This window comes from Bdellovibrio sp. GT3 (assembly GCF_037996765.1).
In the GTDB taxonomy this organism is placed as follows: domain Bacteria; phylum Bdellovibrionota; class Bdellovibrionia; order Bdellovibrionales; family Bdellovibrionaceae; genus Bdellovibrio.
Genome location: NZ_JBBNAD010000004.1, coordinates 511,262 through 533,339, shown reverse-complemented (window position 1 = coordinate 533,339; position 22,078 = coordinate 511,262). Strand labels below are relative to the sequence as shown.

The following is a 22,078-nucleotide window of genomic DNA, read 5'->3' as shown; positions in this document are numbered from 1 at the left end:
CAGGGCGATTGCGCCCCCGTCTGTAATATCTATCGGAACTGTCCAAAATATTGATAGTAAGGGCCCTGTTGGCTCTGAATCTGCGCACTTAGCCCTTGGATCTCAGCAATATAGGGATCCAAATCACCATCATCATAAGAGACCAGAATCTGCTGGGCCTGGGATAGCACGGCCAGAACCTTATCACGGCGCTGAATCCACTGAGAACCTGTCAAGGAATCCACGCCACCCGGCACCAGCTTAAAGCTCACGCGCACACCGTAGTGATCTGACAATGGATCACGTAAAGGGCCTCGCATATTAAGCTCCCCCGCCACCGCCTGAATTTTGGAGTTTGCCCCGCCGGCATTGGAGACGAAAATATAATCCAGCATGTGATTACCTGGCATCCAGCTGTGAGGATTGGTTTCACAGTACGAACAATAACCCGGAGGATAGCTGCCCCCCAAAGCGTCTGCGAAAGAATCATGAAGTCCCATCACTGCCATCATAAAGTCACGTTCAAAAGACTTTTCGTTGGCGTTGAAATCCCCGGACATCAACATTTTCAAAGAAGGATTCTGCAGGCGCCACTTCAAGATATCCAGGATTTGGGTGATACGAATTTCCGTGCTGGTGGGATGCAAGTGAGTGTTTACGAAGTAAAAGTCCTCGTCAATTCCCGGAAGTCGGGTCTGAACAATGTGAAAAGCCTTGGTCACACCAAAGGTTTCGCGGATCTCATCCAGAAATCCACCCAGATTGTTGATTCTGAACTGATAAGTCCAAGCGCCCTTGATGTCGCCATCAAACAAGGACATCACGCCAATTTTATTATCACGATTAGGAGAACTGATTTGATAGTTGTACTTTAGAGCATTTTCAATTTGATCGATATTGGAGCTGTTCCAAACTTCCTGCAGCTGAATCACACCGCAACGAGGTGCTGCCTGCAACAGAGAACCAATCCACTCCATGCGCTGGTAAGTATCCGGAGCATAAATGGGACCGTAAGCGTTGAAGTTTTGCATACAAAACTGCGGTGTTTGCACAGGAGACAAAACCATTTCTGCGCGAGATGCAGTCGCAGTCAAAGTCGCAGATAACATCACCAAAATGCCAATCAATGCTTTCATGAACACTCCCCCCGAAGTTTCCCGGGGAGTATGCTCATGGTTTCACTCAAGAATCGACATAAAACGCAAAGAGTCAGCTTGGGTCGAATATATGCTTTTAGAGCTTTAAACTGTACTGTCCAGAGAGGTTTTGAATGTGTATTTCCTGCAAAAAACTGCCACTGGAGAGACGAAATTCTTTCAAAGGTGCAAGCTTCTGGGAAAGCTCAGTCAGGTTTCGTGCACTCAAAGATTTTAGCAATTTGAATCCCTCATGCGAAAAATCGGCCTCGCAATTGGCAACCCGATTCCAGTTCAACTCCACTTTAAGCAATCCGAAATCAGCAGCGTTCTGTAAAAATGCTTCCAGAAAGTGTGCGTGCGAAACGGTCATCACTTGCGGTGATTGCAGATGTTGCCAACTAAAGCCCCATCCCCGTTCTTCCCCGAAAGAAAGACTGATCAGCTGGGCTTCTTCGGATTCACATTGTTCGATAAGATTCAATCGTGCCACTGCCATCACTTCGGCAAAAGCACGACTCAAGCTATCGGACTTTGATTCAAAAACCGAACCCTCAAGGTCCGATTTCAATTTAGCCAACCACTCATCCACCACCATCAAATTGACGGTCATTCCAGACATGGGATTGACAGGTTTTGAAAAACCAGCCGCCATCTTAAACAAAAAGCCCCGTCTTGCGGACGAGGCTGATTGAAGTACGATGGAAACAGGAATTTCTCGTACAAACTGAAGCATTGGTTTACATTTCCAATACTTGTTTGTTCATGGAAACGTGAGAGTCTTTGCGGAATTGGTTGATCCAAGTCTCAAACATACCATCGCCACGACGTTTTTGCGCCATTTCAAGAGTCATTGGCTCCAGTGCTTTCGCACCTTCCATTTTAACCTCTTTCAATTTCAAAACGAACTTTTGGTTGCCATCGCGAACCAGACGTTTCAACGTCGGCTGTGCTTTGCTCAACTCAAAGATTGAGTCTGTCGCCACACGGCTTGTGATTTTCGGGAAAGAATCCGCTCCAACTTCAACGAAACCTGTTTCGTCCCAAGTTGCTTTCATTTCTTTCAACTGAGCATTCACTGCCGCTTCGTCACCTTTAGCCAAAGCTTCATCCAAAGCCTTGATAGCAGCTTCTGCTTTTTCCTTGGTCATCGCTTTTGTCACAGCTTCTTCGTCAATTCTTACGAAAGCCACGTTGATTTTGCTGCCACGAAGCTCCTGCATTTTTGCAGCTTCAGCAGCGGATGTGCGACTTGCGATTTCAAACAAGTGACGCGTGCGGATATTGGAGATGTCTTTTCTGATTTTATTTTCGAAATCACCTGGAGATGTACGAGTCCCTTCCAGGTAACGATTGTAGAACTCACGTTGGAATTGACCGTTTTGCTGGAAGAAAGGCACATCCTTAACGATAAAGTCGCGTACTTCTGCGTCAGTCGCCAAAATGCCTTCGCTTTGAGCAGCTTGAGAAACCAGCTCCATACGGATCAAATTCTCGATAGCTTGCTGGCGAAGCAGCTGACGCTGAGAGCCAAAGTCCATTTGATCGCCAAAGATCGATTTGTAGTATTCAGAAACACGGTTTTCTTCGTTTTGAAAGTCAGCAACTGAGATCAACGCGTTGTTTACACGAGCTACAGAACCAACACCCAGGCTCATTCCGCCCTGAGTCCCTGTGAACACGAAAGTAAGAATGATCGCACCGAATACAAGAATCGCGACAGTGCTCTTTGCACTGAGCTTTCTCTTCATCTTATCTGCCAAATTTTCGCTCATAAATATTCCTTCCTGAAACAATCTTCAAAACAAGCCGCTCCATTACCCAACTATTTTTATTTTTTTTCAAGGGGAAATTGTTGAATTCCTTAACTCTTTTGATAGCGTTGGAAAGTATTAGGTAGGTGACATTTGAACTTTTTCAACTTTGATCTCAAAAAACTGGTGCTCATCGGAATCGTTTTGGCTTTGCCACTCATTTCCATCAACATGCAGCAACGTCCTCAAGAATCTCACTGGCTGGTGAAACCTTTCAGCATGCTGGGTAGCGCTGTGTCCGAAACGTTCTTCGGCTTCAGCCACGGCGTCAAGGACACAACAGCCATGTACTTGGACTTGATTAATATCAAGAAACAAAGCGAGCAGCTGCACAGCACGAACAATGAATTGCAAAGCCGCCTGCAATCCATGAATGAACTGCAAATCGAAAACGATCGTTTGCGTGGCTTGCTGGAATTTAAGCAAACCACCAAAATGAAGCTGACATCAGCGCAAGTGATCGGCCGCGACCTGGTCATTGATCACAACACTGTCACGATCAATAAAGGCACCAATGACGGTTTGAAAAGCGGCATGGCAGTCATCACGACCGCGGGTGTGCTGGGTTATATCTTTAAACCTGAACCGTTCACGGCTCACGTTATGTTGATCACCGACCGCTACGCCGTGGTTGATGGTATTGTTCAACGCACTCGTGCTCACGGGATCGTCGAAGGCAAAAGCCAATCCATTTGTGCTCTTAAATATGTCGAGCGCACGGAAGACGTGAAAGAAGGCGACCTTGTTGTCACCGGTGGCCTGGATAATATCTTCCCGAAAGGTTTCCCTGTTGCGATCGTTGAATCCGTTGAAAGAAAGACCTTCAGTGTTTCTTTGAAAGTGGATTTGCGTCCTGTTGTGGACCCTTACAAAGTTGAAGAAGTGTTTATTATTCTGGATTCCTCCAAAGAGGACTTTGGCGACAAGTTTGCTCCGCAAGCTGCTCTCAGTGCCGAAGAAGCTGCCGCTTTGGCCGCTCCGACTCCTGGAACCACAGCACCACCAGTCAATCAACCGGCAACAACGACAACTCCCACTTTGAAAAAACCGGAAGCGACTCCGGCTGCATCTCCGGCTACGTCACCTAAGCCGTCTCCGACTCCAGCAGCTAAACCTCAGGAGTCTCAACAGTGAAAATCCGCTGGAACGCGACTTTGAATTTTTTCATTTTTCTGACGATCCTGCTTTTGGTGGCAGGCATTCAAACCACATTGTGGTTTCAGTTCTTTGGAAATGTGCCTGCTCCTTTATTGTGGTTGAATCTGATTGTGTATCTGACTCTTTATCGCAAACCATTCCCGGCGATCTTCACGATTTACGCGATGGGTGCGATTTTGCTCATATTCACAGCCATGCCTCTTAAAATGATGCTGTTCTCACTTTTGATTTTATTTACCTTGGTCTATGGAATCAAAAGTCGCGTCTTTTGGAGTGGCGCTGGATACTATACAATTATGTGTGGTTTCTCGGCAGTGGCTTATCACCTGATTTACTTTCTTCTCTCCATGGTGCTGGAGAAAAACCCTGCAAGTTTCGAGATTGTCGACCGCCTGGTGCAGATCATTCTGACACCGTCGTTCGCCCTTCCGATGTATTGGATCCTGGCTAGAATAGACAAGCTCACGCAGGACGAGCTTATGAATGAGCCGGGAGGATTGGATCTATGAGTACTTACGTCAGCAATCCTGATGAGGCTAAGGAATATCACAGCCGTTATCGCATGTTCTACATAGTGATCGCTTTGACTTTCACCGTTTTGACAATGCGTCTGTGGTATCTACAAATTGTTTCTGGAAATGAACTCCGAGAATTCTCGGAGAAGAACCGTATTAAACAAAACAAGATCACGGCTCCTCGTGGTCTGATGCTGGATCGTGACGGCAAAGTCCTGGTGGAAAACCTTCCGGGCTTTGAAGTCCTGTTGACGCCTCAATATATTGAAGCACTTCCGGATCTGGCAAAAACCATTGGTCCAATTCTGGGAATGGAACCTGAAAAGGTCATTCAGAAAGTCCAAAAGAGCCGCCGTCAAAATGGTCCGTTCGCGCAAATTCGTCTGAAAGAAAACTTAAGCCGCGAGGAAGTCTTCCGTCTGAAACGCGTTCGCCTGGATACTCCGGGGCTTGAAATCCGTGAGTCCATCGTTCGCTACTATCCACTTAGAGAGAACGGCGCGCAGCTATTCGGCTATGTGGGTGAGATTTCCAAACGTCAGATCCCTATTTTCAACGAGCAGTACAAAGACTTTATCAAGTTTGACCAAGGTGACATTATTGGTAAGAGCGGTCTTGAGGAAACATTGGAACGCGACATTCGCGGAACTGATGGTATCAGCTTCATTCAGGTCGATGCCCATGGTCGCGAAGCCGTGACTCAGACTCCTAATATTTATGGTGAGCAAATCCGCGATCAGGTTCCAGTTCACGGTAACAATGCTGTCCTGACAATTGACCGGGAAATTCAAGAAGCCGCTTACAAAGCCTTCACTGTGACCGGCATCGACAATCGTGGTCACATCGGCAGTATCCTGGTTATGAAAACAAACGGCGAAGTTTTGGCGTGGGTTTCCGCCCCATCCTTTGATCCGAATGAATTCTCGACAGGTATCACACCAGGCACATGGTCTCGCTTGATCAACGATCCGTTCAAACCGCTTCGTAATAAAATCATCCAGGATCACAATCCACCGGGCTCGACATTTAAGCCATTGGTGGCAGTAGCCGCTTTAAGTGAAAAAGTGATCACCCCAAGCACGATCGTCCCTGCTCCGGGCGTGTTTTACTTTGGTCGTCGTCCTTACCATGACTCTTTGAAGCAAGGTCACGGTAACATCACGGTCTATCAGGCGATTGAACAATCCTCGAACGTGTTCTTCTATAAAATGGGTATCGCACTGGGTGTTGATAAAATGTACGACTACATCAACCCGATGGGTATCGGACAAAAAACCGGCATCGAGCTCAGCCGTGAAGTGGCCGGCATCATGCCGAATTCTGCATGGAAGAAATCCGCTGTCGGTGAAGAATGGCAACCCGGGGAAAATCTAAGCACCGCCATCGGACAGGGTTTCGTTACGACAACTCCAATTTCCATGGCGATCGCCTACAATACTATTGCGACTGAAGGAAAAGTTGTGAAACCTTTCATCATCCGCAAAGTCCTGGATCAGGATGGAAAAGTTTTGCGTGAAAACTTCCCGCAAGTGGTTCGCGACCTTCAGCAGACTCAACCTAACGGCATCAAGGTTTCCGCTGACACCTTCAAAGTTGTGAAGGAAGGCATGCGCCTGGTGGCAAATGGTCCTCGCGGTACAGCTCGTTACTGGAAAGTTCCAGGCGTTGAATTCGCAGGAAAAACCGGTACAGCCCAAGTCATGGGTTTCTCTGCCGATCAAATCCATGCCAGCTGTACGGCTCGCCCGATTCACATGCGACATCACGGTTGGTTTGTATCCTATGCACCGGCTGACAACCCGGAAATCGTCGTAGCGGTATTGGCAGAGCACTCTTGCCACGGTAATACCGGAGGTGTTCCCATTGCCCGCGACATTTACAATGCCTACTTCCAAAAATACCATCCGGATATCATCGCCAATGCTCTGAAGCAAAAAGGCGTTAAGAAAAAGGTCGAAGCTGCGACCACGACTGAGGGAGAGTAATCGTGTTTAGCTCATTACACGTTGAAGAGAGAACGCTCTTCAAGAAACTGGACATCAATTTCATCGCTGTGATCCTGGGATTGAACATCATCGGATTGATCAATCTTTACAGCGCGACCCATGGACCCAGCTCCGTGGACGTTTCCAATCTATTTATTTCACAAATCATGTGGCTCGTAGTGGGTTGGACAGTTTTCCTGGTGATGACCATCCTGGATTATGCGATCGTCACGCGAATCGCCTTGATCATTTACTTCCTCAATTTGGGAGCCATTCTTTACGTGACCTTCTTTGGTAAGGTCGCCCTGGGTGCGCAACGTTGGATTGATCTGGGATTCTTCCGTTATCAACCTTCTGAAACGATGAAGCTTGCCCTGATTATGCTCATGGCAAAAATCCTTTCGACCAAAACAACCCACGGACAAGGCATGGGCTTCAAGGAAATGATTGGTCCTTTGTTTGTTCTTGGCATTCCTTTCGTGCTGGTTGTTGAACAACCCGACTTGGGAACGGCGATGATGTTGGCAGCCATCGGTAGCTCCATGGTGTTGTTTGCAAAGGTTCGTCGTTGGATCGTGGTCACGGCAATCGCTGCGGGTATCGTGGCAATTCCCATTGCCTGGAAATTCGTTTTGCATGACTACCAAAAAAATCGTGTATTGACGTTCTTGTCTCCGACAAGTGACCCGCGCGGTACTGGTTATAACTCGATTCAATCCAAGATTGCTGTTGGTTCCGGCCGCTTCTTCGGTAAGGGCTTTATGAAAGGGACGCAATCCCAGCTTGAGTTCCTGCCAGAGCGCCATACGGACTTTATTTATTCTGTTCTTTCAGAAGAGCACGGCTTCGTCGGCTCTATTTTAGTTATCGGTCTTTTCTGTTACCTTTTCATCACGGGAATTCGAATAGCCACGAATGCCCGGGATAAGTTCGGGGCTCTCCTGACGGTGGGGGTCCTCTGCTATGTCTTCTGGCATATGTTCGTGAACCTAGGAATGGTTATCGGACTGTTGCCAATCGTAGGGGTTCCGTTACCGCTCTTGTCCTACGGTGGTTCGAGTATGTTAACCACGATGGCCGGCCTGGGATTAGTCTCCTCCGTCGCCTACCGCAGATACCTGTTTTAGACATTTCAAAAAGGCTTCGAGACAACTCGAAGCCTTTTTTTTAGTAGTGATTGATACGCACCCGATGTCCCTCACTGTCCATCACTTCCGAATACTCCCCATCTGGCTGATCCCATTCGGTTGGAACAGGATGCGCTCCTTCGGAGGCTTTCTTACGTCCAGCTTCCTGAACTCCGGCAGGAGCTTCAGGTTCACGCTGAGGAATGCCGGGATCTTCAAATTTCTCGGGCGAAAAGTTATCAGAGAATTTACTTTGTTTTTTAGCTTCAGCCATAAAACCTCCCATGGACCTTTCCATTATACTGTGAGAGCCAGCCACTTGCAGAGACTTGCCTTTTGGCACAGGTCTCGCGGATGAATAAGAATCCAAATAAAATCTAAGATATGAAAGCGCAATTAAGATTCTATGACGATCTGAATGATTTTCTGCCCCGGGTGCATCGACATCAAGAGGTGATCTTTCAAACTTTTCAGCCCACCACCGTCAAGGATGCCATCGAGTCCCTGGGAGTCCCCCATACCGAGATCGACCTGATTCTGGTCAATGGCAACAGCCGCCCGTTCACATATTTGGTTAAAGATGGCGATCGAGTCAGCGTTTATCCGATGTTTGAGGAAATCGATGTCGGAGATGTGACACTCTTACGGCAGGATCCTTTGCGCAACCAACGTGACGATCCCAAATTTATTGTCGATGTGAATCTGGGTAAGCTCGCCCACCTGCTGCGCATGATGGGCTTTGATGTAATTTATGATCGCTGGTTGCAGGATGATGTGGAGATCGCGCGCATTTCAAAATTTGAAAATCGTCTACTGCTGACTCGCGACCGCAACCTGTTAAAACGACGCGAAGTGGATCGGGGTTATTTTGTTCGCAGTGATATTCCCCAGGAACAACTGCTGGAAGTGATGAAACGTTATGATCTGGGAGGCGAAACTCAACTTTGCTCCCGCTGTATTCACGACAACACTCCCCTGGAACCCATCGCGAAAGAACAAATTCTGGATCAGGTCCCGCCCCTGGTCGCCGAAACCTACAGCGAGTTTTCTATCTGTCCGGACTGCCAGCGCGTGTACTGGGAAGGCAGTCATTTTGAGAGCATGAAAAACCTGCGCGACGGCGTTGTCAGATTTTTGGCTGGCTGAAAATAAAAAAGCCGCACAGTTTCCGATGCGGCTTTAAGGATTCTATTTTTTTTCTAAAAACTATTCGATGGATTTGCAGTACATGCTGGAAAGGATCAACTGACCTGCTGGAGATTTCAAATCAGCAGTTGCAGAGATTTTTTGACCGGAACGTTGCGCGTAGACTTGCAAAGTTTTGTCGCCATTCGCTTCGCATTTATACTGGGAAGTACGACCATTGCCGTAATCCATGGATTCACGAACACATTCGAATTGCTCTGCTTCAGAAGCGCGGCCTGTCGCCCAGATCGCGATTTGCACGTGAGTGTTTACAGTTTCTGATTCGTTCACAGTCATGCCGTATGCAGGCTTTCCGTCTTCGCGAACTTCTTTGCTAGTGCAAAGGAAAGAGGCTTGTGCGCTTGTTGCGATCATCAAAAGGGAAGCAATCAAAAGTGATTTCATAGGCTATCTCCTGCGGGCAGTTATATGTATAAATATTGAACCGCTAGAGATAGCCCATGACCAGCTAAAAATCCATCCAACGCACTGTTTTTGGGTAATTTTTACGCCTTTAAATAAGGCTTCCCATCCGAAGCCATCTTATAGCCAAACTCCTGCCACCACATCTGATGCTTTTGTTCCCAGCGATCAATGGCAGCACGGTACTCTTTCGGCCATAGGGACTTCAAAATCGCAGTACGCTTGTAGTACCACCACACCGTCAGGGCATGGGCTTTCATGAAGTTCTTATCCACGTGCTCCAGCAGAAAATCCGCTGTCGCCATGTCTTTGACCAGAGCACGCACCTGCTGAGCGGATTCGGGTTCTTTATCGGCAATGATTTCGCTGACAATTTGTCGACGAATTCGGGATGCCTCAGTCAGGTCAATTCCAGCAACCCTGGAGAAAACACGATCCCAATCCTCATGAAACATCATAACACCTCGGGTGCCGTTGAGCTCAGGATAGAGCGGATCTACTTCTCCATCATTACGGGAGTTATAAAGCTCCAGCTTATTCAGCCGATTATAGCCAATCAAACTTGTTCTAATCATGAAGTCAGAAGCAGATTTAAATGGCTTGGCATACAAAGATTCAAAGTCGAGGTGACTCAGGGAATATTTCTTTTTTGAAGCTTCATCCTGAGATTGAAAGGCATGATAGTTTTCACCGTACTCAACTCCCCAGAGCCCAGCCAAACCCAGCTTCGAAGGCGCCGAAAGAATCATCGGGTCATCATCACTGAACGAATCGAAATCGATTTCTCCAACCTGATTTTGTACATCCTTTAAAATATCCAAAACCGGACTCTTAAAGGCGTAAACTTCGATTCCCGTTTTTTGTGCAATCTCATCAGCCAGTCTGCCAACTTCCTGACTGCGAGAATACTCAACATCAATCCAAACGCTTTTTGTTGCAGAGAAATACTCCGGCACAAGACCGTACTTCAGTGGATTAAAATAACCATAGCCTTCTGAGTATAATACCAAACTACTTGCCGAATTCCCTCTTCCCGGGCCCAACAGAAGACTATTGGCTTTTGCGAAGTCGACGATTTTGCGGACCCCCGCGATCAATTCCTTTTTGCTATCGGAATACAAAGAGACTTCGCTCTGCACTCGCGAAAGGGCTTCAGAATCCACCACCCCGCGACGCTTTAAATTACTCACACTTCTATTCAACAAATTTTCCATAACTTGACTCCTTTCAAGCTCGGTCAACTCGTGACCGAGGGTTAAGGAGGCCAACACTGATTCCAAGGCTTTAATCTGTTGTGACAGCGAAACCGCAGCAGAACGGCTTTCCTGAAGACGTCTCTCCAGCAACTCCTTCAACGTGCCTTCGCTGGTTTCAGCCAAAAGCACCTTGATCTGCTCTAAAGAAAATCCCCAGTTTTTAAACTGTACGATTTTCTCGGCAATCACTATCTGGGTTTCGGTATAAACACGGTGCTGCCCCTCACTGCGAGTGTGCGGGACTAGTAAGCCCTTTTCCTCGTAAATGCGCAGAGCCTTATGACTAAGCCCCGTTTTTTTCCCAAATTCCCCTACAGACAACCAATTCTTCATCATGACCTCGTGATAGTAGGCTCGAACCTGCCCCCGGGGCAGAATAAAGAAAAAAACTCGCACCCAGACGCATTGCGTATCAAAAAACCGGCAGGCGCCTTTTGGGATGTTTCATTGTGAGAAGTTGATTCGTTTTGACTAACTAATGATCTGACACTGTCCAGTGATTGGTTGACACCCCCACCCTCACATTCGCCCACGTTCCATCTGATTCCTGCCTCAAATAAGGACTTCAACAGTTTCGCAGACTTAACCAGTTGGCCCGACCCTTGAACTACCTAACCAGTAACAGGAGGACGGGAAATGAAAACGAAACATCTCAAATCGACACTCGCTTTAGTCACCGCCACTCTAGTAATGGGTCTGTTTAATAACTTCGAATTCGTTGACTGGAGTAAGGTTCTAAAGCTTCCGCTTGTAGAAACAGTTAATGAGGCTTCCCGCGTAGCTCACGCCAAAGAACTTCTTGGTGGACGCTATAAAGGCAGTGCTGCTCAAAAAATCGAGGGCCGTAGCGCACTTAATGTGATGATCTACGAAAAAGTTCAGGGTTACCTGGCTCCGCAATGGAAAAACCGTGCTGGTGACATCTCCAGTGTCATCATCTCTGAGTCAGATAAGTACAACTTGGATCCAGTGTTTGTATTGGCCATCATTAAGACTGAAAGTTCATTCGATCCTTTGATCGTGGGTTCTTTCGGTGAAATCGGTCTGATGCAAATCAAGCCTGACACGGCTGAGTGGATTGCTAAAAAATACGGTATCGCATGGAAGGGTAAAAAGACTTTGCAAAACCCGGTTTCCAACGTGCGCATCGGTGCCGCTTACATGGACTACCTTCGTAAGCAGTTCCCAGGCAAAGCCACTAAATACGTGAGCGCCTATAACATGGGTCCACGCAACGTACGCCGCCTGGTAGCTAAAAACGTGATGCCAGCAGAATACAACTCTCGCGTAATGAAAAATTACGGTGAGTTCTATAAGAAACTTGCAACCACAGAAGTTACTCGCACAACAGTGGCGACAAACTAAGATATACCTTTAAAACAAAAAAGCCCTTGGTGAAAACCAAGGGCTTTTTGCATTTATTTTTAAAAGCTAAATTACTTAACCGCTGCCAACTCAACCATCGCGCGCTCTTTATTTTCCGTGCGACGACTGCGGCAGTTTAAAATCTTGATAGCGCTGATCACACCCACCACATTGTCATCCATGTCGTAAATCGGAGACAAATAAAGCGGCTTCATCGTCAGAACCATTTTGTCGAATCCAAAGTTCTCATACACATCGTGAGTCGGAATAATTCCTTCCAGATTCGTATGCACCAATGTCCCGCTGGTCAAATGCTCCTGGAACTCCAGGTAACGATCCGTGATATTTTGATCACGACTGAACAACTCAAACCACGGCGTCGAAACCAACTCATCCAGTGAATAACTGCAAAAATCCATCACAGAGATACTACGGAATGTCTGGCGACCTTCGGTATTCACAACTTCAAAACAAGTTTCATCGTCCACAGAAGAGAAAAAATCCGGATGAGCCTTCAAACGGAATCTCTTCAAAAAGCGCCACAAGAACTGCTTTTCCGAAATGACCTCGCCCGTGGAGTGCATCTGGAAAAAATCAACCCACTCTGCCAGAGCCTGGGCAACTGGTGCCTGATGCTGAACCGGCATACGGTCAAAGGCCAAACCCGGGTAATCACCCTTCAGTGCACGTGGTTTTGTCAGCAGAGAATGAAATTGAACCAAAGAATGTCGGTACGACTCCTTAGCAAGGTTCAATTCGCTGTGGTTTTCAGAGATTAAAGCAGTATCAATCATAACGTTCCATTCACCAATCTAACTATTCAATTTCTACCACGAATAGTTGGCAATGCAAAGAATCTCGCCACTATGAAACCCGGAAGAGTGAGTTTTGGTGAAAAAAAAGAGGGAACTTGAAAAAGCTCCCTCTTTTAAAATCTTAATTTTTTTAAACAGGTTCGTGTATGAACTATGTGTTTTTCGTCAAGAAATCAACGATAGCGTCTTTTGGATGGTTACCAACCAATTGACCCACTTCACTGCCACCTTTGAACAACAACATCGCCGGAATACCGCGGATGCCGTATTTGGATGGAGTCGCTGGGTTCTCATCCACGTTTACTTTTACGATTTTAACTTTGCCAGACAACTCGCTTGCCACTTCTTCCAATTTTGGAGCCAAAGCACGGCAAGGACCGCACCATTCAGCCCAGAAATCGACAAGAACTGGAGTAGAAGAATTCAAAACTTCTGTTTCAAAAGAACCATCTGTTACTGCTGTAGTATTAACGCCCATAAAGGCCTCCGTATTAGACCAAATTACCATACTTAATTTGAATACGGAAACCTTATAGTCAAGGCCCCCAAAGGAGCAATTACTTTTTAAAAAGGGCTTTTGCGAAATCTTGGCGCAACTTATCGAGATCCTTGATGCTTTCCTTATCCCACTCTGACGCGATGTCTACTTGACGCTTGCGGGACTCCACACGAGAAATAGTACTAACTGGAGCTACTTTCACATCCTCCACAAGCTTTGCGTATTTTTTCATCCGCTCCGCGAGCTTGGCTGAAGCCGCTTCCAAATCCTGACGCGCCTTGGAAGGCGGCACATCCGGTGTTTTTTCTGGGGCCGCGGGCACAGGTGTCGCTTCAACGCGCTCCACTTCTGGAGTTCCCGTCCCCAGAAGCTCTTGCTCCAAGGCCTTCAAATCGACATCAGGAAACTCATTGCTCTCGGCCGCTTCACTGTCGGATTCCTGATCCGCTTTCTGAAACTTCGCGCCGAACTTAAAGCGCGGAATTTCAGCCTCTTCTTCATTATTTAGCGTGAAATCTACACCTTCACCTTGAGATTCCTGATCGATATTAAAACCAACACCCGCCGGTGATTCTTGATCTTCAGGAGAGGTTCCTTTAACGAAAATAGCTTCTTTGTCCGTGGCAAACTTAACGCCACTTCCCACCGGAACGGCTCCAGGTTTTGCACCCGTAGCTTCAAGGTGGCTGGCTTTATTCAGCCTCTCCAACAAAGCGCCTTCATCCTGCCCCAGAAGCTTTGCCAACACCTGGACGATTCGCAGCGGCGCAACAGGAGACTCCAAAATCATATCAACGCGGATCTTAATCAGATCCTGAGGCGCTGGTTTGAAATTCGCTGGAAAAATAAGCACAGCCTTGCCGCCCCACCGGGACATCTCTTTCAGACGTTTGCCAACACCCAATGAGGAAACCTTGGCTCCTTTTCCGGAACCAATCACAACATCGGGGTTGAAACTGATAATTTGGTCAGAGACGGCGTATTCGCTCGACAAACCAATGACGTCAAAACCCACTTTTTTCAAAGTGGACTCCACGCTCATAAGATCTGCGTAATCCTCATACACCAGAAGAACTTTACTCATACCCATCTATTGTCGGATAAGGTTAAGCTTCGGTCAAACCGCAGACTGGACGATAGGCGCGATGACTTACGATTTCCTGCCGTCTACAATGGAGCGCATGTTCAGTATCTTTAATGGTAAAAAAGCCGTTCAGTACATTTTTTTCGAGATGCTTCCTAGCTTCATTTTAGGGCTTCTGGTTTTCATATCCATCATTTTGATGTTTCAAGTGTTGCGATTGACAGAGTTCGCCCTTGTTCACGGGATAGCCATTAAAACCATTGCACAAATCATCGGCTACGTGGTGATTTCCCTGCTGCCCGTCTTATTCCCAATGGCACTTTTGTTTTCAGTCCTGCTGACATACGGACGTCTGAGCCAAGATTCCGAGATCGTCGCCATGAAAGCTTCAGGCCTTGCAATGGGCACCCTGCTGCTACCCGCAATCCTGTTGGCATTGATTGTGGGCACTGTGTCTGCACAAACCTCTTATGTGATCGCTCCTTGGGGGAATCGCCAGTTTGAGGTTCTGTACACGCGCCTGGCAAACACCAAAGCCACCGCGGTCATTAAAGAAGGAACCTTTGCAGAGGGGTTCTTTGACATGGTGGTGTATGCCAATGAAGTGGATTCCAAAAACGGCAAACTTCGTAAAGTTTTTATCTATGACGAAAAGAACAGCGATGTTCCACTGACAGTCATCGCAAAAGAAGGAAGCATGCTGCCTGATCCGGATCGCCCGGGACAGGAAGTTTTATTGCGCCTTCAGAATGGCGAAATCCATCGCCAAACCAAAACTCACACTAAAATCAGCTTTGACACTTACGATGTGCATTTTTCAGAACCGGACCAACACGTGGAGCGTGCTAAATCTCCGCCGTCGTTGACCCTGGATGAAGTTCGCAATCGCCTCAAACAAGGTATCAAAGATCCTGAAGAGCTGCGCATAATGCAGACTGAGTTTCATAAACGCTCGGCAATCTCTGTGTTGTGTTTGGTCTTCGCCTTGATCGGCGTCGGATTGGGGACAACCACAAATCGTCGTGCAGCCAAAGCCGGTGGTATGATTCTGTGTATCGGGATTATTATCTTTTACTGGGTTTTATACTTGGCAGCTGAAGGTGCCGCACGAAATGGATCAATGCCTGCGGGTCTTGCGATTTGGGCGCCGAATGCAATATTTGGTTTGATTGCTCTGTATACTTTAAGAAAAAATTGGAATTAAGAAGAACTTAGAATCTGAAGGTTGGGGCGGTCTTTACAAATAAGAGCGATGCAGCAGCATCCTTACTACCACGGTCATCCTTGACCACATCGCCCCTCCCTTGAATCAAATGGTAAGAGCAATTCCCCGCCCCTTGCAAAAGATTTTTTTAGATGATTTCACTTTTTTCGTCCTCAGTATGTCACTTGAAACACGCCACTATCCCTAGTGGGATATTTCATCTTCACCCACAATACCTACCCCTTTGAATCTTTCCGATAATAACTCGGAGTGGAATAATGTGGATAAATCTTGGGCATCGCGTACCAATTGCGCACCATCCAATAACAAATCCAAGCCGCCCTGAAAATGCGGATCCAAGGGATGACCCGGCACAACCCAAACTGGACGCGATAATTCTGCGGCCTGATTCGCAGTAATCAACGTTCCACTGCGCCGGCGCGCCTCCACCAGTAAAGTGGCACACCCTAATGCCGCGATCAAACGGTTGCGATGATGAAACAGTCGCTTGTGCATCTTCTGACCAGGATCGTATTCACTGATGAAGCATCCCCCCTGATCCAACACCGGCGTCATCCATTCATTCAAGCTGGTGGGATAAATCTCATCCAGCCCGGAAGGCAATATCACCGCCGTTTGACAGTTCTTTCGCAGCGCCAACGAATGGGCTTTTTGGTCAACTCCCCGAGCACCCCCACTGATCACTAGTGGCAATTGCGCATCCAGGAATATCGACAACTCTTGCTCCATCCACCGCAACGATTCCGCACTGGGTTCGCGACTCCCCACAATCGACAAGGATCTTTCGATCATCCACACCGGTGAGCCACGGTAACTCAGTACTAACGGGGGATCCGCCATGCGATAGCACTGCGAGGGATAAAGGGATTCACCATAAACGACGAATTGAAAGCCCTTTAGATTCCAGCGCAAAAACTCGCTGCGAAAATCTTTGAACAGAGAGTGATTTTTATCCATGAACTCCCCCAGCATCGGAAAGTACTCGGCCAGGGCCTGACGAAGATGAGTTTCTGTCAGGCACTCAAGACGGGCCAAGCGCAGATATATCTGGTGAATTTCATCCCGATGAAGGCTGTATAAGGGGTGTGACTTTATAAGTTGAGAGATGGCGAGAATTTCAATCATAAAAAAAGGGCTCTGCAATTCTGCTGAGCCCTTCAATTATTTTACAATTCCAAATCAAGATCTTCAGATCCGGAGTCCGGCGGTGGCGTGACTTCCGGCGCCCCCTCCAACTCAAATTCTGTGTCGAGCTCACTTGGAGATTCAGGCGAGTGACTTTCAATGACCGGGGCTGCGGAAGCTGTCTTGGCGCCGCTGTTACCGACATAGTCCCCCAGCTTCACATCCTCGCTGGCTTTCGTCACATAAGCCGTCGCAAAGTTCGGCGTGGCCTTGACGATTTTCACACTGCCGATAGCACGATCATTCATGACCGCCTTGGATTCACCGTTACGAAGAGCACTGTCCGCAAAGATCGTCAGGTTCTGACCTTCCTGCAAACCACGTGATGTGCCTGCATCCAGGAACACCAGTTCATTAACTCCGAACAAACCGCGCTTCGTGATTAACTCGCCACCCATGATCTTGGCACCTGCAGAGTTGTTCACCACTCCTGGGCGAGGATCAATCATCGGCACCTTACCCGGAATCACCTGCGCACCGACCTCAATAGGCTGAATCGCCTTTTGAACAATGGCGCGATATAAATTCTTGGTAGGATTGACCTTCTCCATGATTTCCAGCTCGCCTTGGATTTCCACCATCTGAGCTTTGCGACGTTTGGCTGCTGGATCAACCAGCTCACCAAGATTCTTTTGTACGATGTAGTTCTTTTCAGGATTACCGGTGATCTCCACGTACACGATCTGATATTCATTGGCGGTCTTGGAATCCAGTTCGGTGGAAGTTACTTTACCGGAACCGACGATTTCATTGTCCGCGATAAAGTAGCCCAGATACTCCGATGGTGTTGGCAGATTGATTTTGCGATATTCAATTTCTGTGCTTGTACTGTCGTCATAGATCCCAAAACGACCCAGCGGCAAACTTTGCGGAAGTTTCTTTAACACGGGATTGTATTTGCGACGAGCCGGAGGAACAGGAGGCTCTGCCACGCTGGCTTCCACAACCTTTTCCCCTTCAGGAGTTTCTGCACCTTCTTTTTCAGCAAGTGCGACAGTTGGCGCATCCACCATCGTGCCCGGATAGAATTTGATATTCATATCCGGTGTGATTTCATGCGGATTCAAAATAGCGCCGTCATTCAATGACCAAAGCTTTGGCCAGAAATTTGGATCGCCGAAAAACGTATTGGAAATATCCCAAAGCGTGTTTCCTTTTTGAACCTTGTAAACTTCGGACTTGCGCTCTCCTACTGCCTTTTCCCAAACCTCATCAGACGTTGGAGTCTGGTTGTATTTTTTGTAGATGTTATGGAAATAGTTTTCTTTGTTAAAGTCAGGATCGGAACCACCTGCATCACTGAATGACATCGTCGCCGAAGCATCAGCATGCGTTGGTTCCGGCGCGGATTTCATCGGTGGAGCGATTTCTGGAGCCGGCACATCCGGTGTTACAATTTCAGGATCTGGAATTTCCGTAAACTCCGGAACAGAAGGTTCTGCCGGAGTTTCATTTTTAGGTTCAAGAACATCCAACGGATCCGCTTCCCACGTCGTATCCGGAGGTGGAGCGTCCTGTCCATGCGCAATAGGCGTCTGCAACAACAGCGCGCAAAAAATGAGAATCAATGATACAGAGAACTTCGTGTTCGTCACTGTTTGCATCCTTGCAAGTGGTGATTATTCTAGTTGAACAGTCTTAATTCCGCGTCAGCTCTGAAAGACTCAGGACTGCCTGGGTATTTCGCTCTGACTTCCGTCAACGTGCGTTTTGCAAACTGTGGCAAATTCATTTTTTTATACGTCATCGCCTTTGCGAACTTTGCACTCGCTGCCTTGTCACTGTTTGGATAAGCTTTTTCAATGCGTCCGAAATAACGAATCGCCTCTGGGAAGTTACCGTGGTCCACAGCCATTCTACCTGCAAGAAACAATGCATTGTCCGCATATGTACTCGCCGGAAAACGTGTCAAAAGGCTTTGCATGCGGCTTTTTAAGCCAATCTCATCATCGCGATGTGACGCGCCTATCATTTCAGCATACAGTTCTGTGTCAGACTGCTTGGTAAAATCCTGACCTGTTAATTCAACCAGCAAAGCTTGCTGTTTCGAAGTTGGCGCTGCGTTCTTGGGCATCATTGTTGTCTTTGCCATCGCAGTCACAGGTAAGCTTAAAAGTAGTGTTGCTGCCAATCGTCCTAGTTGCTTCATCTCTCGACACTCCTTGATCTTTTCTAAGTATGACATGCAATGAGAAGTGCAAACAAGCAGACTTATCCACACAAAATGTTGAGTTATTGTAATGCTGGACCTTAGACCTGTTGCACTTCAAGGGTTTCAGCGATTTGCATGAAATTTAAGCACAGCATAAACACATGTATTCACTTGATAAATTAGAAAAATCGCCTCTTTTTTAGAAAGCTCAATTTCAGATCTTACAATCCGAATGAAACGGACGCAGAGACCTCAAGACAGATTATTTTAGAATCTGCGCTGGGAGCGAGTTTTGCTAAGTACACGAATTCATGATTATTATACTTCTACTTGCTGCGGGCTTAAGCATTTCATCATCCAACTCATTGCTGAATAATGCATCACGCCTTTCCCAGAGTTATCAACAAAAGTGTCTTACACTCGTGCCTCTCGAGTCTGAAAACCACACTGCATTGGCCTCAATCGTATGTGGTGAGCAACTTCAAGATCAGAACCTGAAACAGAATTTGCAGAAAACATCACTCATCCATATCTTCGTTATCTCCGGTTCACATTTACTTTTGCTGGACGAACTATTCGCAACTCTGCGCGTTCCATTCTTTGTAAGATTCTTACTTTTGAGTCTTTACTCTTTGGTCGTTGGCTGGCAACCACCCGCCGTAAGAGCCTTGTCTGCATTGGGTTTGCGCGGTTCATTCAAAAAATTTAAATGGCCTTTTCCTGCGGACACCATGACGTTGATTGCGGGTTGTTTCACACTTATACTTTTTCCTGAATGGTGGAACTCCACTTCATTTTTGATGAGTTGGTGTGCCGCCCTCGCACTCAGTAGTGTTTCACTTTTAAAAATTAAAAATTCTTTACATCGACTTGTGTTCACTCAAGTGTGCATTTTTGTTTTCATGATGGTTCCACTTTGGGGCTTGAGTTCTTTGCATCCACTCTCCCTCCTCTACAATCTATTGCTAGGGCCTTTGGTATCCTACCTATTACTACCGCTAGGATTTCTTACGATGGCATTCCCGATCACTGTTGGCGTGTTTGATTTTGTGATCGAGTTTTTTTCTTGGATGTTGGTTTGGACATCTGAGCCGGTGCCCACAGCTAGGGCCTCGACTGTCGAGATCACCTACCTGTGGGTGTGGATATTCTCCTGGCACGTGCTGTTGCATTTTCTTCGTCTGAAACTGCGCCAGGGAAAGGATTCCGCTTGGTAAGACTCTTAGGATTTGCGTGGATCTCTTTTCTTCTGATTACTTTTAGTGCAACTCCAGTTAGTAACCGCAACGAGCACCGCGGCGTCATCGTTTGGAACGTGGGGCAGGGATTGTGGATAACCGCCGTCGAGGAAAATCATTGTCGACATTTTGATGTGGGCGGCGAACGATTCGCCTGGGGAAAAGTTGCACGACTTTGCCGCAGCAAAAAGAATTTCATCTACCTTAGTCATTGGGATTGGGATCACATCGGTGCCCTTTCCCGCTGGCCACGAAGTTGGGATACTTGCATTGCGTTGCCACCCATCGGCAAATCGTCTTCGGGAAAAATGAAAATGCTTAAAAAATTCCCTCGCTGTTCGGAACCGGTGGAACTACCCGTTTGGCAGGAAACAAAAGTGAACACATCTGCTGGTTCCGGAAAGAACAAACGCAAGGACAGCAATGGTCTGAGTCAGGTTGTGCGCTATGGGGACTTCCTTTTACCCGGAGATTCCCCGATGAAGTCAGAACTGCAATGGAAAAATCTGTCATGGATGTCCTCGGCGCGAGTGCTGATATTGGGCCACCACGGCAGCCGCACTAGCACTTCGGATGAGCTGCTCCAACGCCTGCCGGGCGTGAAGCTTGCCATCGCCTCCGCCCGCTACGAGCGCTACAAACACCCTCACGCCGAAGTCGTGCATCGCCTGAAGACCCGCCACATCCCCCTGCTGCGCACGGAGGATTGGGGAAATATTTGGTTTGAGAAATAGTTTATCAAAAAAGCCCCGAAAGAATTTGTGCTTAGAAATATGGAGATAAAATGAAAAGTATTTTAAGAAATGGGAGCGACGGCGACTGTCGCAGTAACGGCAGCGGCACTGGAGAAATAGCTAACGACAATACCCTCCAACCGCATCCCAGTCTATGTCATCTTCCCTCTGACGAATTACTTGCCCGCTTCGGTCGACTTGTGCAAACCGAGCGAAAAATCACGCACATGGTTTTGGAGTACATTGCGGAAATCGATTCTCGTAGATTGTTCCTGGATAAAGCCTATCCCAGTTTATTCGAGTTTATGGTGCATGAATTCGGTTACAGCTCATCGGCCGCCATTCGCCGAATTGAATCAGCGCGATTGCTGCGTGAAATACCCGAGCTTGGCAAAAAAATTGAGAGCGGAGCTTTAAATCTTTCTCAGCTGTCACAAGTACAGCAAGCCATACGAACTGTCCAGAAGACCGAAGATCGCAAGCTGGAACCTGGAGAGAAAAGTGAAATTCTGAATCGCATTGAACACACAACTCAACGTCAAACTGAAGTTATCTTGAGCCAAACCTTATCCATTCCTGCTTTGGTTGAGCATAAACAGAAAATTCACGGAGACGAATCCGTCACCTTAACAGTTACGTTCAGTAAGGACCAGTTCTCCACTTTAAGCACAGTTCAGGGCTTAATTGCGCATGCAGAACCAGAAAAAGTATGGGCCAATACTTTTATGTATTTGGCGCAAAGAGAACTACAGCGTCGGACGAACAAAAAATCAGTCAAAAATTCCGTCTCGGCCACACCAATTTCAAATAGCATTTCCAGTTTTGAAATGGATGGCAAAAGTGCATTGCCGCTACCACCCCCTCAAGACAATTTCACTTTCGCAACATCCACACCCGTAGCGGGTGCGGCAGCGCGTAAGCCACTGAGTTCGGCACCTAAAAAAATGCTTATTCGAGAACAGGGTCACTGCCAATTCAAGGACCCCGCGAGCGGAAAGGTCTGTGGCAGTCGAAGGTTGCTGCAAATCGATCATATCCAGCCGGTGTGGGCTGGTGGGACGAATGATATTCAGAATTTGCAGGTGTTGTGCGCTCAGCACAATCGGCATAAATATCGAATCGAGAATTCGGTACGAATCACAAAGCCAGAATAGACTGGGAAATGATTGGGCCGTTTCAGATTGAAGCTATACCTATGACTAT

22 protein-coding genes are annotated in these 22,078 nt (G+C 47.2%); 10 read left to right on the top strand and 12 right to left on the bottom strand.

Going from position 1 to position 22,078, the window contains the following annotated elements; translation table 11 throughout:
* Positions 1-29: 29 nt before the first annotated feature.
* The 3 genes from AAAA73_RS04195 to AAAA73_RS04185 form a co-directional block, all read right to left on the bottom strand.
* Positions 30-1,115, bottom strand: a complete 1,086-nt coding sequence (locus tag AAAA73_RS04195; protein WP_340596921.1) for an endonuclease/exonuclease/phosphatase family protein — start codon at positions 1,113-1,115, stop codon at positions 30-32.
* Positions 1,116-1,212: 97 nt separating this feature from the next.
* Complete coding sequence (locus tag AAAA73_RS04190) at positions 1,213-1,851, bottom strand: hypothetical protein (RefSeq protein WP_340596920.1); 639 nt, start codon at positions 1,849-1,851, stop codon at positions 1,213-1,215.
* Positions 1,852-1,855: 4 nt separating this feature from the next.
* Entirely contained in the window at positions 1,856-2,890 is a 1,035-nt protein-coding gene (locus AAAA73_RS04185; protein ID WP_340596919.1) for a SurA N-terminal domain-containing protein, read from the bottom strand.
* Between the two features lie 132 nt (positions 2,891-3,022).
* Between AAAA73_RS04185 and mreC the strand changes: the two genes are divergently transcribed.
* Genes mreC through rodA form a run of 4 tightly spaced genes read left to right on the top strand, consistent with a single transcriptional unit; the run spans position 3,023 to position 7,714 of the window.
* Entirely contained in the window at positions 3,023-4,063 is a 1,041-nt protein-coding gene (mreC, locus tag AAAA73_RS04180) for a rod shape-determining protein MreC (RefSeq protein ID WP_340596918.1), read from the top strand.
* Entirely contained in the window at positions 4,060-4,596 is a 537-nt protein-coding gene (locus AAAA73_RS04175; protein WP_340596917.1) for a hypothetical protein, read from the top strand. The genes mreC and AAAA73_RS04175 overlap by 4 nt, the downstream gene beginning before the upstream one ends.
* The gene (gene mrdA / locus AAAA73_RS04170; protein WP_340596916.1) at positions 4,593-6,587 is read left to right on the top strand and encodes a penicillin-binding protein 2; all 1,995 of its coding nucleotides are present in this window, start codon (positions 4,593-4,595) and stop codon (positions 6,585-6,587) included. The genes AAAA73_RS04175 and mrdA overlap by 4 nt, the downstream gene beginning before the upstream one ends.
* A gap of 2 nt (positions 6,588-6,589) precedes the next feature.
* Complete coding sequence (gene rodA, locus AAAA73_RS04165) at positions 6,590-7,714, top strand: rod shape-determining protein RodA (RefSeq protein ID WP_340596915.1); 1,125 nt, start codon at positions 6,590-6,592, stop codon at positions 7,712-7,714.
* 40 nt (positions 7,715-7,754) lie between these two features.
* On the opposite strand, the gene AAAA73_RS04160 is transcribed toward rodA, so the two are convergent.
* Positions 7,755-7,988 carry a hypothetical protein gene (locus tag AAAA73_RS04160; protein WP_340596914.1) on the bottom strand — a complete coding sequence of 78 codons (234 nt, stop codon included), beginning with the start codon at positions 7,986-7,988 and terminating at the stop codon, positions 7,755-7,757.
* A gap of 110 nt (positions 7,989-8,098) precedes the next feature.
* Here AAAA73_RS04160 and AAAA73_RS04155 point away from each other — a divergent pair, with 110 nt between their 5' ends.
* Positions 8,099-8,860: a Mut7-C RNAse domain-containing protein gene (locus tag AAAA73_RS04155; RefSeq protein ID WP_340596913.1), complete on the top strand. Its 762-nt coding sequence runs from the start codon at positions 8,099-8,101 to the stop codon at positions 8,858-8,860.
* 60 nt (positions 8,861-8,920) lie between these two features.
* Here the strand turns inward: AAAA73_RS04155 and AAAA73_RS04150 are convergent, their stop codons facing one another.
* Together AAAA73_RS04150 and AAAA73_RS04145 are read right to left on the bottom strand one after the other, a co-directional pair.
* Complete coding sequence (locus AAAA73_RS04150; protein ID WP_340596912.1) at positions 8,921-9,304, bottom strand: hypothetical protein; 384 nt, start codon at positions 9,302-9,304, stop codon at positions 8,921-8,923.
* 101 nt (positions 9,305-9,405) lie between these two features.
* Entirely contained in the window at positions 9,406-10,914 is a 1,509-nt protein-coding gene (locus tag AAAA73_RS04145) for a MerR family transcriptional regulator (protein ID WP_340596911.1), read from the bottom strand.
* A 300-nt stretch (positions 10,915-11,214) separates the two neighbouring features.
* Here AAAA73_RS04145 and AAAA73_RS04140 point away from each other — a divergent pair, with 300 nt between their 5' ends.
* Entirely contained in the window at positions 11,215-11,943 is a 729-nt protein-coding gene (locus AAAA73_RS04140) for a lytic transglycosylase domain-containing protein (protein WP_340596910.1), read from the top strand.
* A gap of 71 nt (positions 11,944-12,014) precedes the next feature.
* Here AAAA73_RS04140 and AAAA73_RS04135 read toward each other — a convergent pair whose 3' ends face one another.
* The 3 genes from AAAA73_RS04135 to AAAA73_RS04125 all read right to left on the bottom strand — a co-directional run bounded on the left by AAAA73_RS04135 (position 12,015) and on the right by AAAA73_RS04125 (position 14,341).
* Entirely contained in the window at positions 12,015-12,737 is a 723-nt protein-coding gene (locus AAAA73_RS04135) for a hypothetical protein (protein ID WP_340596909.1), read from the bottom strand.
* 172 nt (positions 12,738-12,909) lie between these two features.
* Positions 12,910-13,236, bottom strand: coding sequence for a thioredoxin (gene trxA, locus AAAA73_RS04130; RefSeq protein ID WP_340596908.1), 327 nt, complete (start codon positions 13,234-13,236; stop codon positions 12,910-12,912).
* Positions 13,237-13,315: 79 nt separating this feature from the next.
* Complete coding sequence (locus AAAA73_RS04125; RefSeq protein ID WP_340596907.1) at positions 13,316-14,341, bottom strand: hypothetical protein; 1,026 nt, start codon at positions 14,339-14,341, stop codon at positions 13,316-13,318.
* Positions 14,342-14,402: 61 nt separating this feature from the next.
* On the opposite strand from AAAA73_RS04125, the gene lptF reads away from it, so the two are divergent.
* Positions 14,403-15,545, top strand: a complete 1,143-nt coding sequence (gene lptF / locus AAAA73_RS04120) for an LPS export ABC transporter permease LptF (RefSeq protein ID WP_340596906.1) — start codon at positions 14,403-14,405, stop codon at positions 15,543-15,545.
* A gap of 204 nt (positions 15,546-15,749) precedes the next feature.
* On the opposite strand, the gene AAAA73_RS04115 is transcribed toward lptF, so the two are convergent.
* Genes AAAA73_RS04115 through AAAA73_RS04105 form a run of 3 tightly spaced genes read right to left on the bottom strand, consistent with a single transcriptional unit; the run spans position 15,750 to position 18,900 of the window.
* The gene (locus AAAA73_RS04115; RefSeq protein ID WP_340596905.1) at positions 15,750-16,691 is read right to left on the bottom strand and encodes a DNA-processing protein DprA; all 942 of its coding nucleotides are present in this window, start codon (positions 16,689-16,691) and stop codon (positions 15,750-15,752) included.
* Between the two features lie 41 nt (positions 16,692-16,732).
* Positions 16,733-18,355: a LysM peptidoglycan-binding domain-containing protein gene (locus tag AAAA73_RS04110; RefSeq protein ID WP_445292020.1), complete on the bottom strand. Its 1,623-nt coding sequence runs from the start codon at positions 18,353-18,355 to the stop codon at positions 16,733-16,735.
* Between the two features lie 20 nt (positions 18,356-18,375).
* Complete coding sequence (locus AAAA73_RS04105; RefSeq protein ID WP_340596903.1) at positions 18,376-18,900, bottom strand: tetratricopeptide repeat protein; 525 nt, start codon at positions 18,898-18,900, stop codon at positions 18,376-18,378.
* Positions 18,901-19,355: 455 nt separating this feature from the next.
* Between AAAA73_RS04105 and AAAA73_RS04100 the strand changes: the two genes are divergently transcribed.
* The 3 genes from AAAA73_RS04100 to AAAA73_RS04090 are packed head-to-tail and all read left to right on the top strand — an operon-like array spanning position 19,356 to position 22,029.
* Positions 19,356-20,120 carry a ComEC/Rec2 family competence protein gene (locus AAAA73_RS04100; protein ID WP_340596902.1) on the top strand — a complete coding sequence of 255 codons (765 nt, stop codon included), beginning with the start codon at positions 19,356-19,358 and terminating at the stop codon, positions 20,118-20,120.
* Positions 20,114-20,875 carry a ComEC/Rec2 family competence protein gene (locus AAAA73_RS04095; protein WP_340596901.1) on the top strand — a complete coding sequence of 254 codons (762 nt, stop codon included), beginning with the start codon at positions 20,114-20,116 and terminating at the stop codon, positions 20,873-20,875. Before AAAA73_RS04100 ends, AAAA73_RS04095 begins: the two co-directional genes overlap by 7 nt.
* A 50-nt stretch (positions 20,876-20,925) precedes the next feature.
* Positions 20,926-22,029: an HNH endonuclease gene (locus AAAA73_RS04090; protein ID WP_340596900.1), complete on the top strand. Its 1,104-nt coding sequence runs from the start codon at positions 20,926-20,928 to the stop codon at positions 22,027-22,029.
* The last annotated feature ends 49 nt before the right edge of the window (positions 22,030-22,078 follow it).

What these genes read in the sequence shown, in the direction of transcription:
- AAAA73_RS04195 (WP_340596921.1), bottom strand. Translation starts at nt 1,115, where the DNA reads ATGAAAGCATTGATTGGCATTTTGGTGATGTTATCTGCGACTTTGACT.
- AAAA73_RS04190 (WP_340596920.1), bottom strand. Translation starts at nt 1,851, where the DNA reads ATGCTTCAGTTTGTACGAGAAATTCCTGTTTCCATCGTACTTCAATCA.
- AAAA73_RS04185 (WP_340596919.1), bottom strand. Translation starts at nt 2,890, where the DNA reads ATGAGCGAAAATTTGGCAGATAAGATGAAGAGAAAGCTCAGTGCAAAG.
- mrdA (WP_340596916.1), top strand. Translation starts at nt 4,593, where the DNA reads ATGAGTACTTACGTCAGCAATCCTGATGAGGCTAAGGAATATCACAGC.
- AAAA73_RS04160 (WP_340596914.1), bottom strand. Translation starts at nt 7,988, where the DNA reads ATGGCTGAAGCTAAAAAACAAAGTAAATTCTCTGATAACTTTTCGCCC.
- AAAA73_RS04155 (WP_340596913.1), top strand. Translation starts at nt 8,099, where the DNA reads ATGAAAGCGCAATTAAGATTCTATGACGATCTGAATGATTTTCTGCCC.
- AAAA73_RS04150 (WP_340596912.1), bottom strand. Translation starts at nt 9,304, where the DNA reads ATGAAATCACTTTTGATTGCTTCCCTTTTGATGATCGCAACAAGCGCA.
- AAAA73_RS04145 (WP_340596911.1), bottom strand. Translation starts at nt 10,914, where the DNA reads ATGATGAAGAATTGGTTGTCTGTAGGGGAATTTGGGAAAAAAACGGGG.
- AAAA73_RS04140 (WP_340596910.1), top strand. Translation starts at nt 11,215, where the DNA reads ATGAAAACGAAACATCTCAAATCGACACTCGCTTTAGTCACCGCCACT.
- AAAA73_RS04135 (WP_340596909.1), bottom strand. Translation starts at nt 12,737, where the DNA reads ATGATTGATACTGCTTTAATCTCTGAAAACCACAGCGAATTGAACCTT.
- trxA (WP_340596908.1), bottom strand. Translation starts at nt 13,236, where the DNA reads ATGGGCGTTAATACTACAGCAGTAACAGATGGTTCTTTTGAAACAGAA.
- AAAA73_RS04125 (WP_340596907.1), bottom strand. Translation starts at nt 14,341, where the DNA reads ATGAGTAAAGTTCTTCTGGTGTATGAGGATTACGCAGATCTTATGAGC.
- lptF (WP_340596906.1), top strand. Translation starts at nt 14,403, where the DNA reads ATGACTTACGATTTCCTGCCGTCTACAATGGAGCGCATGTTCAGTATC.
- AAAA73_RS04115 (WP_340596905.1), bottom strand. Translation starts at nt 16,691, where the DNA reads ATGATTGAAATTCTCGCCATCTCTCAACTTATAAAGTCACACCCCTTA.
- AAAA73_RS04110 (WP_445292020.1), bottom strand. Translation starts at nt 18,355, where the DNA reads ATGCAAACAGTGACGAACACGAAGTTCTCTGTATCATTGATTCTCATT.
- AAAA73_RS04105 (WP_340596903.1), bottom strand. Translation starts at nt 18,900, where the DNA reads ATGAAGCAACTAGGACGATTGGCAGCAACACTACTTTTAAGCTTACCT.
- AAAA73_RS04090 (WP_340596900.1), top strand. Translation starts at nt 20,926, where the DNA reads ATGAAAAGTATTTTAAGAAATGGGAGCGACGGCGACTGTCGCAGTAAC.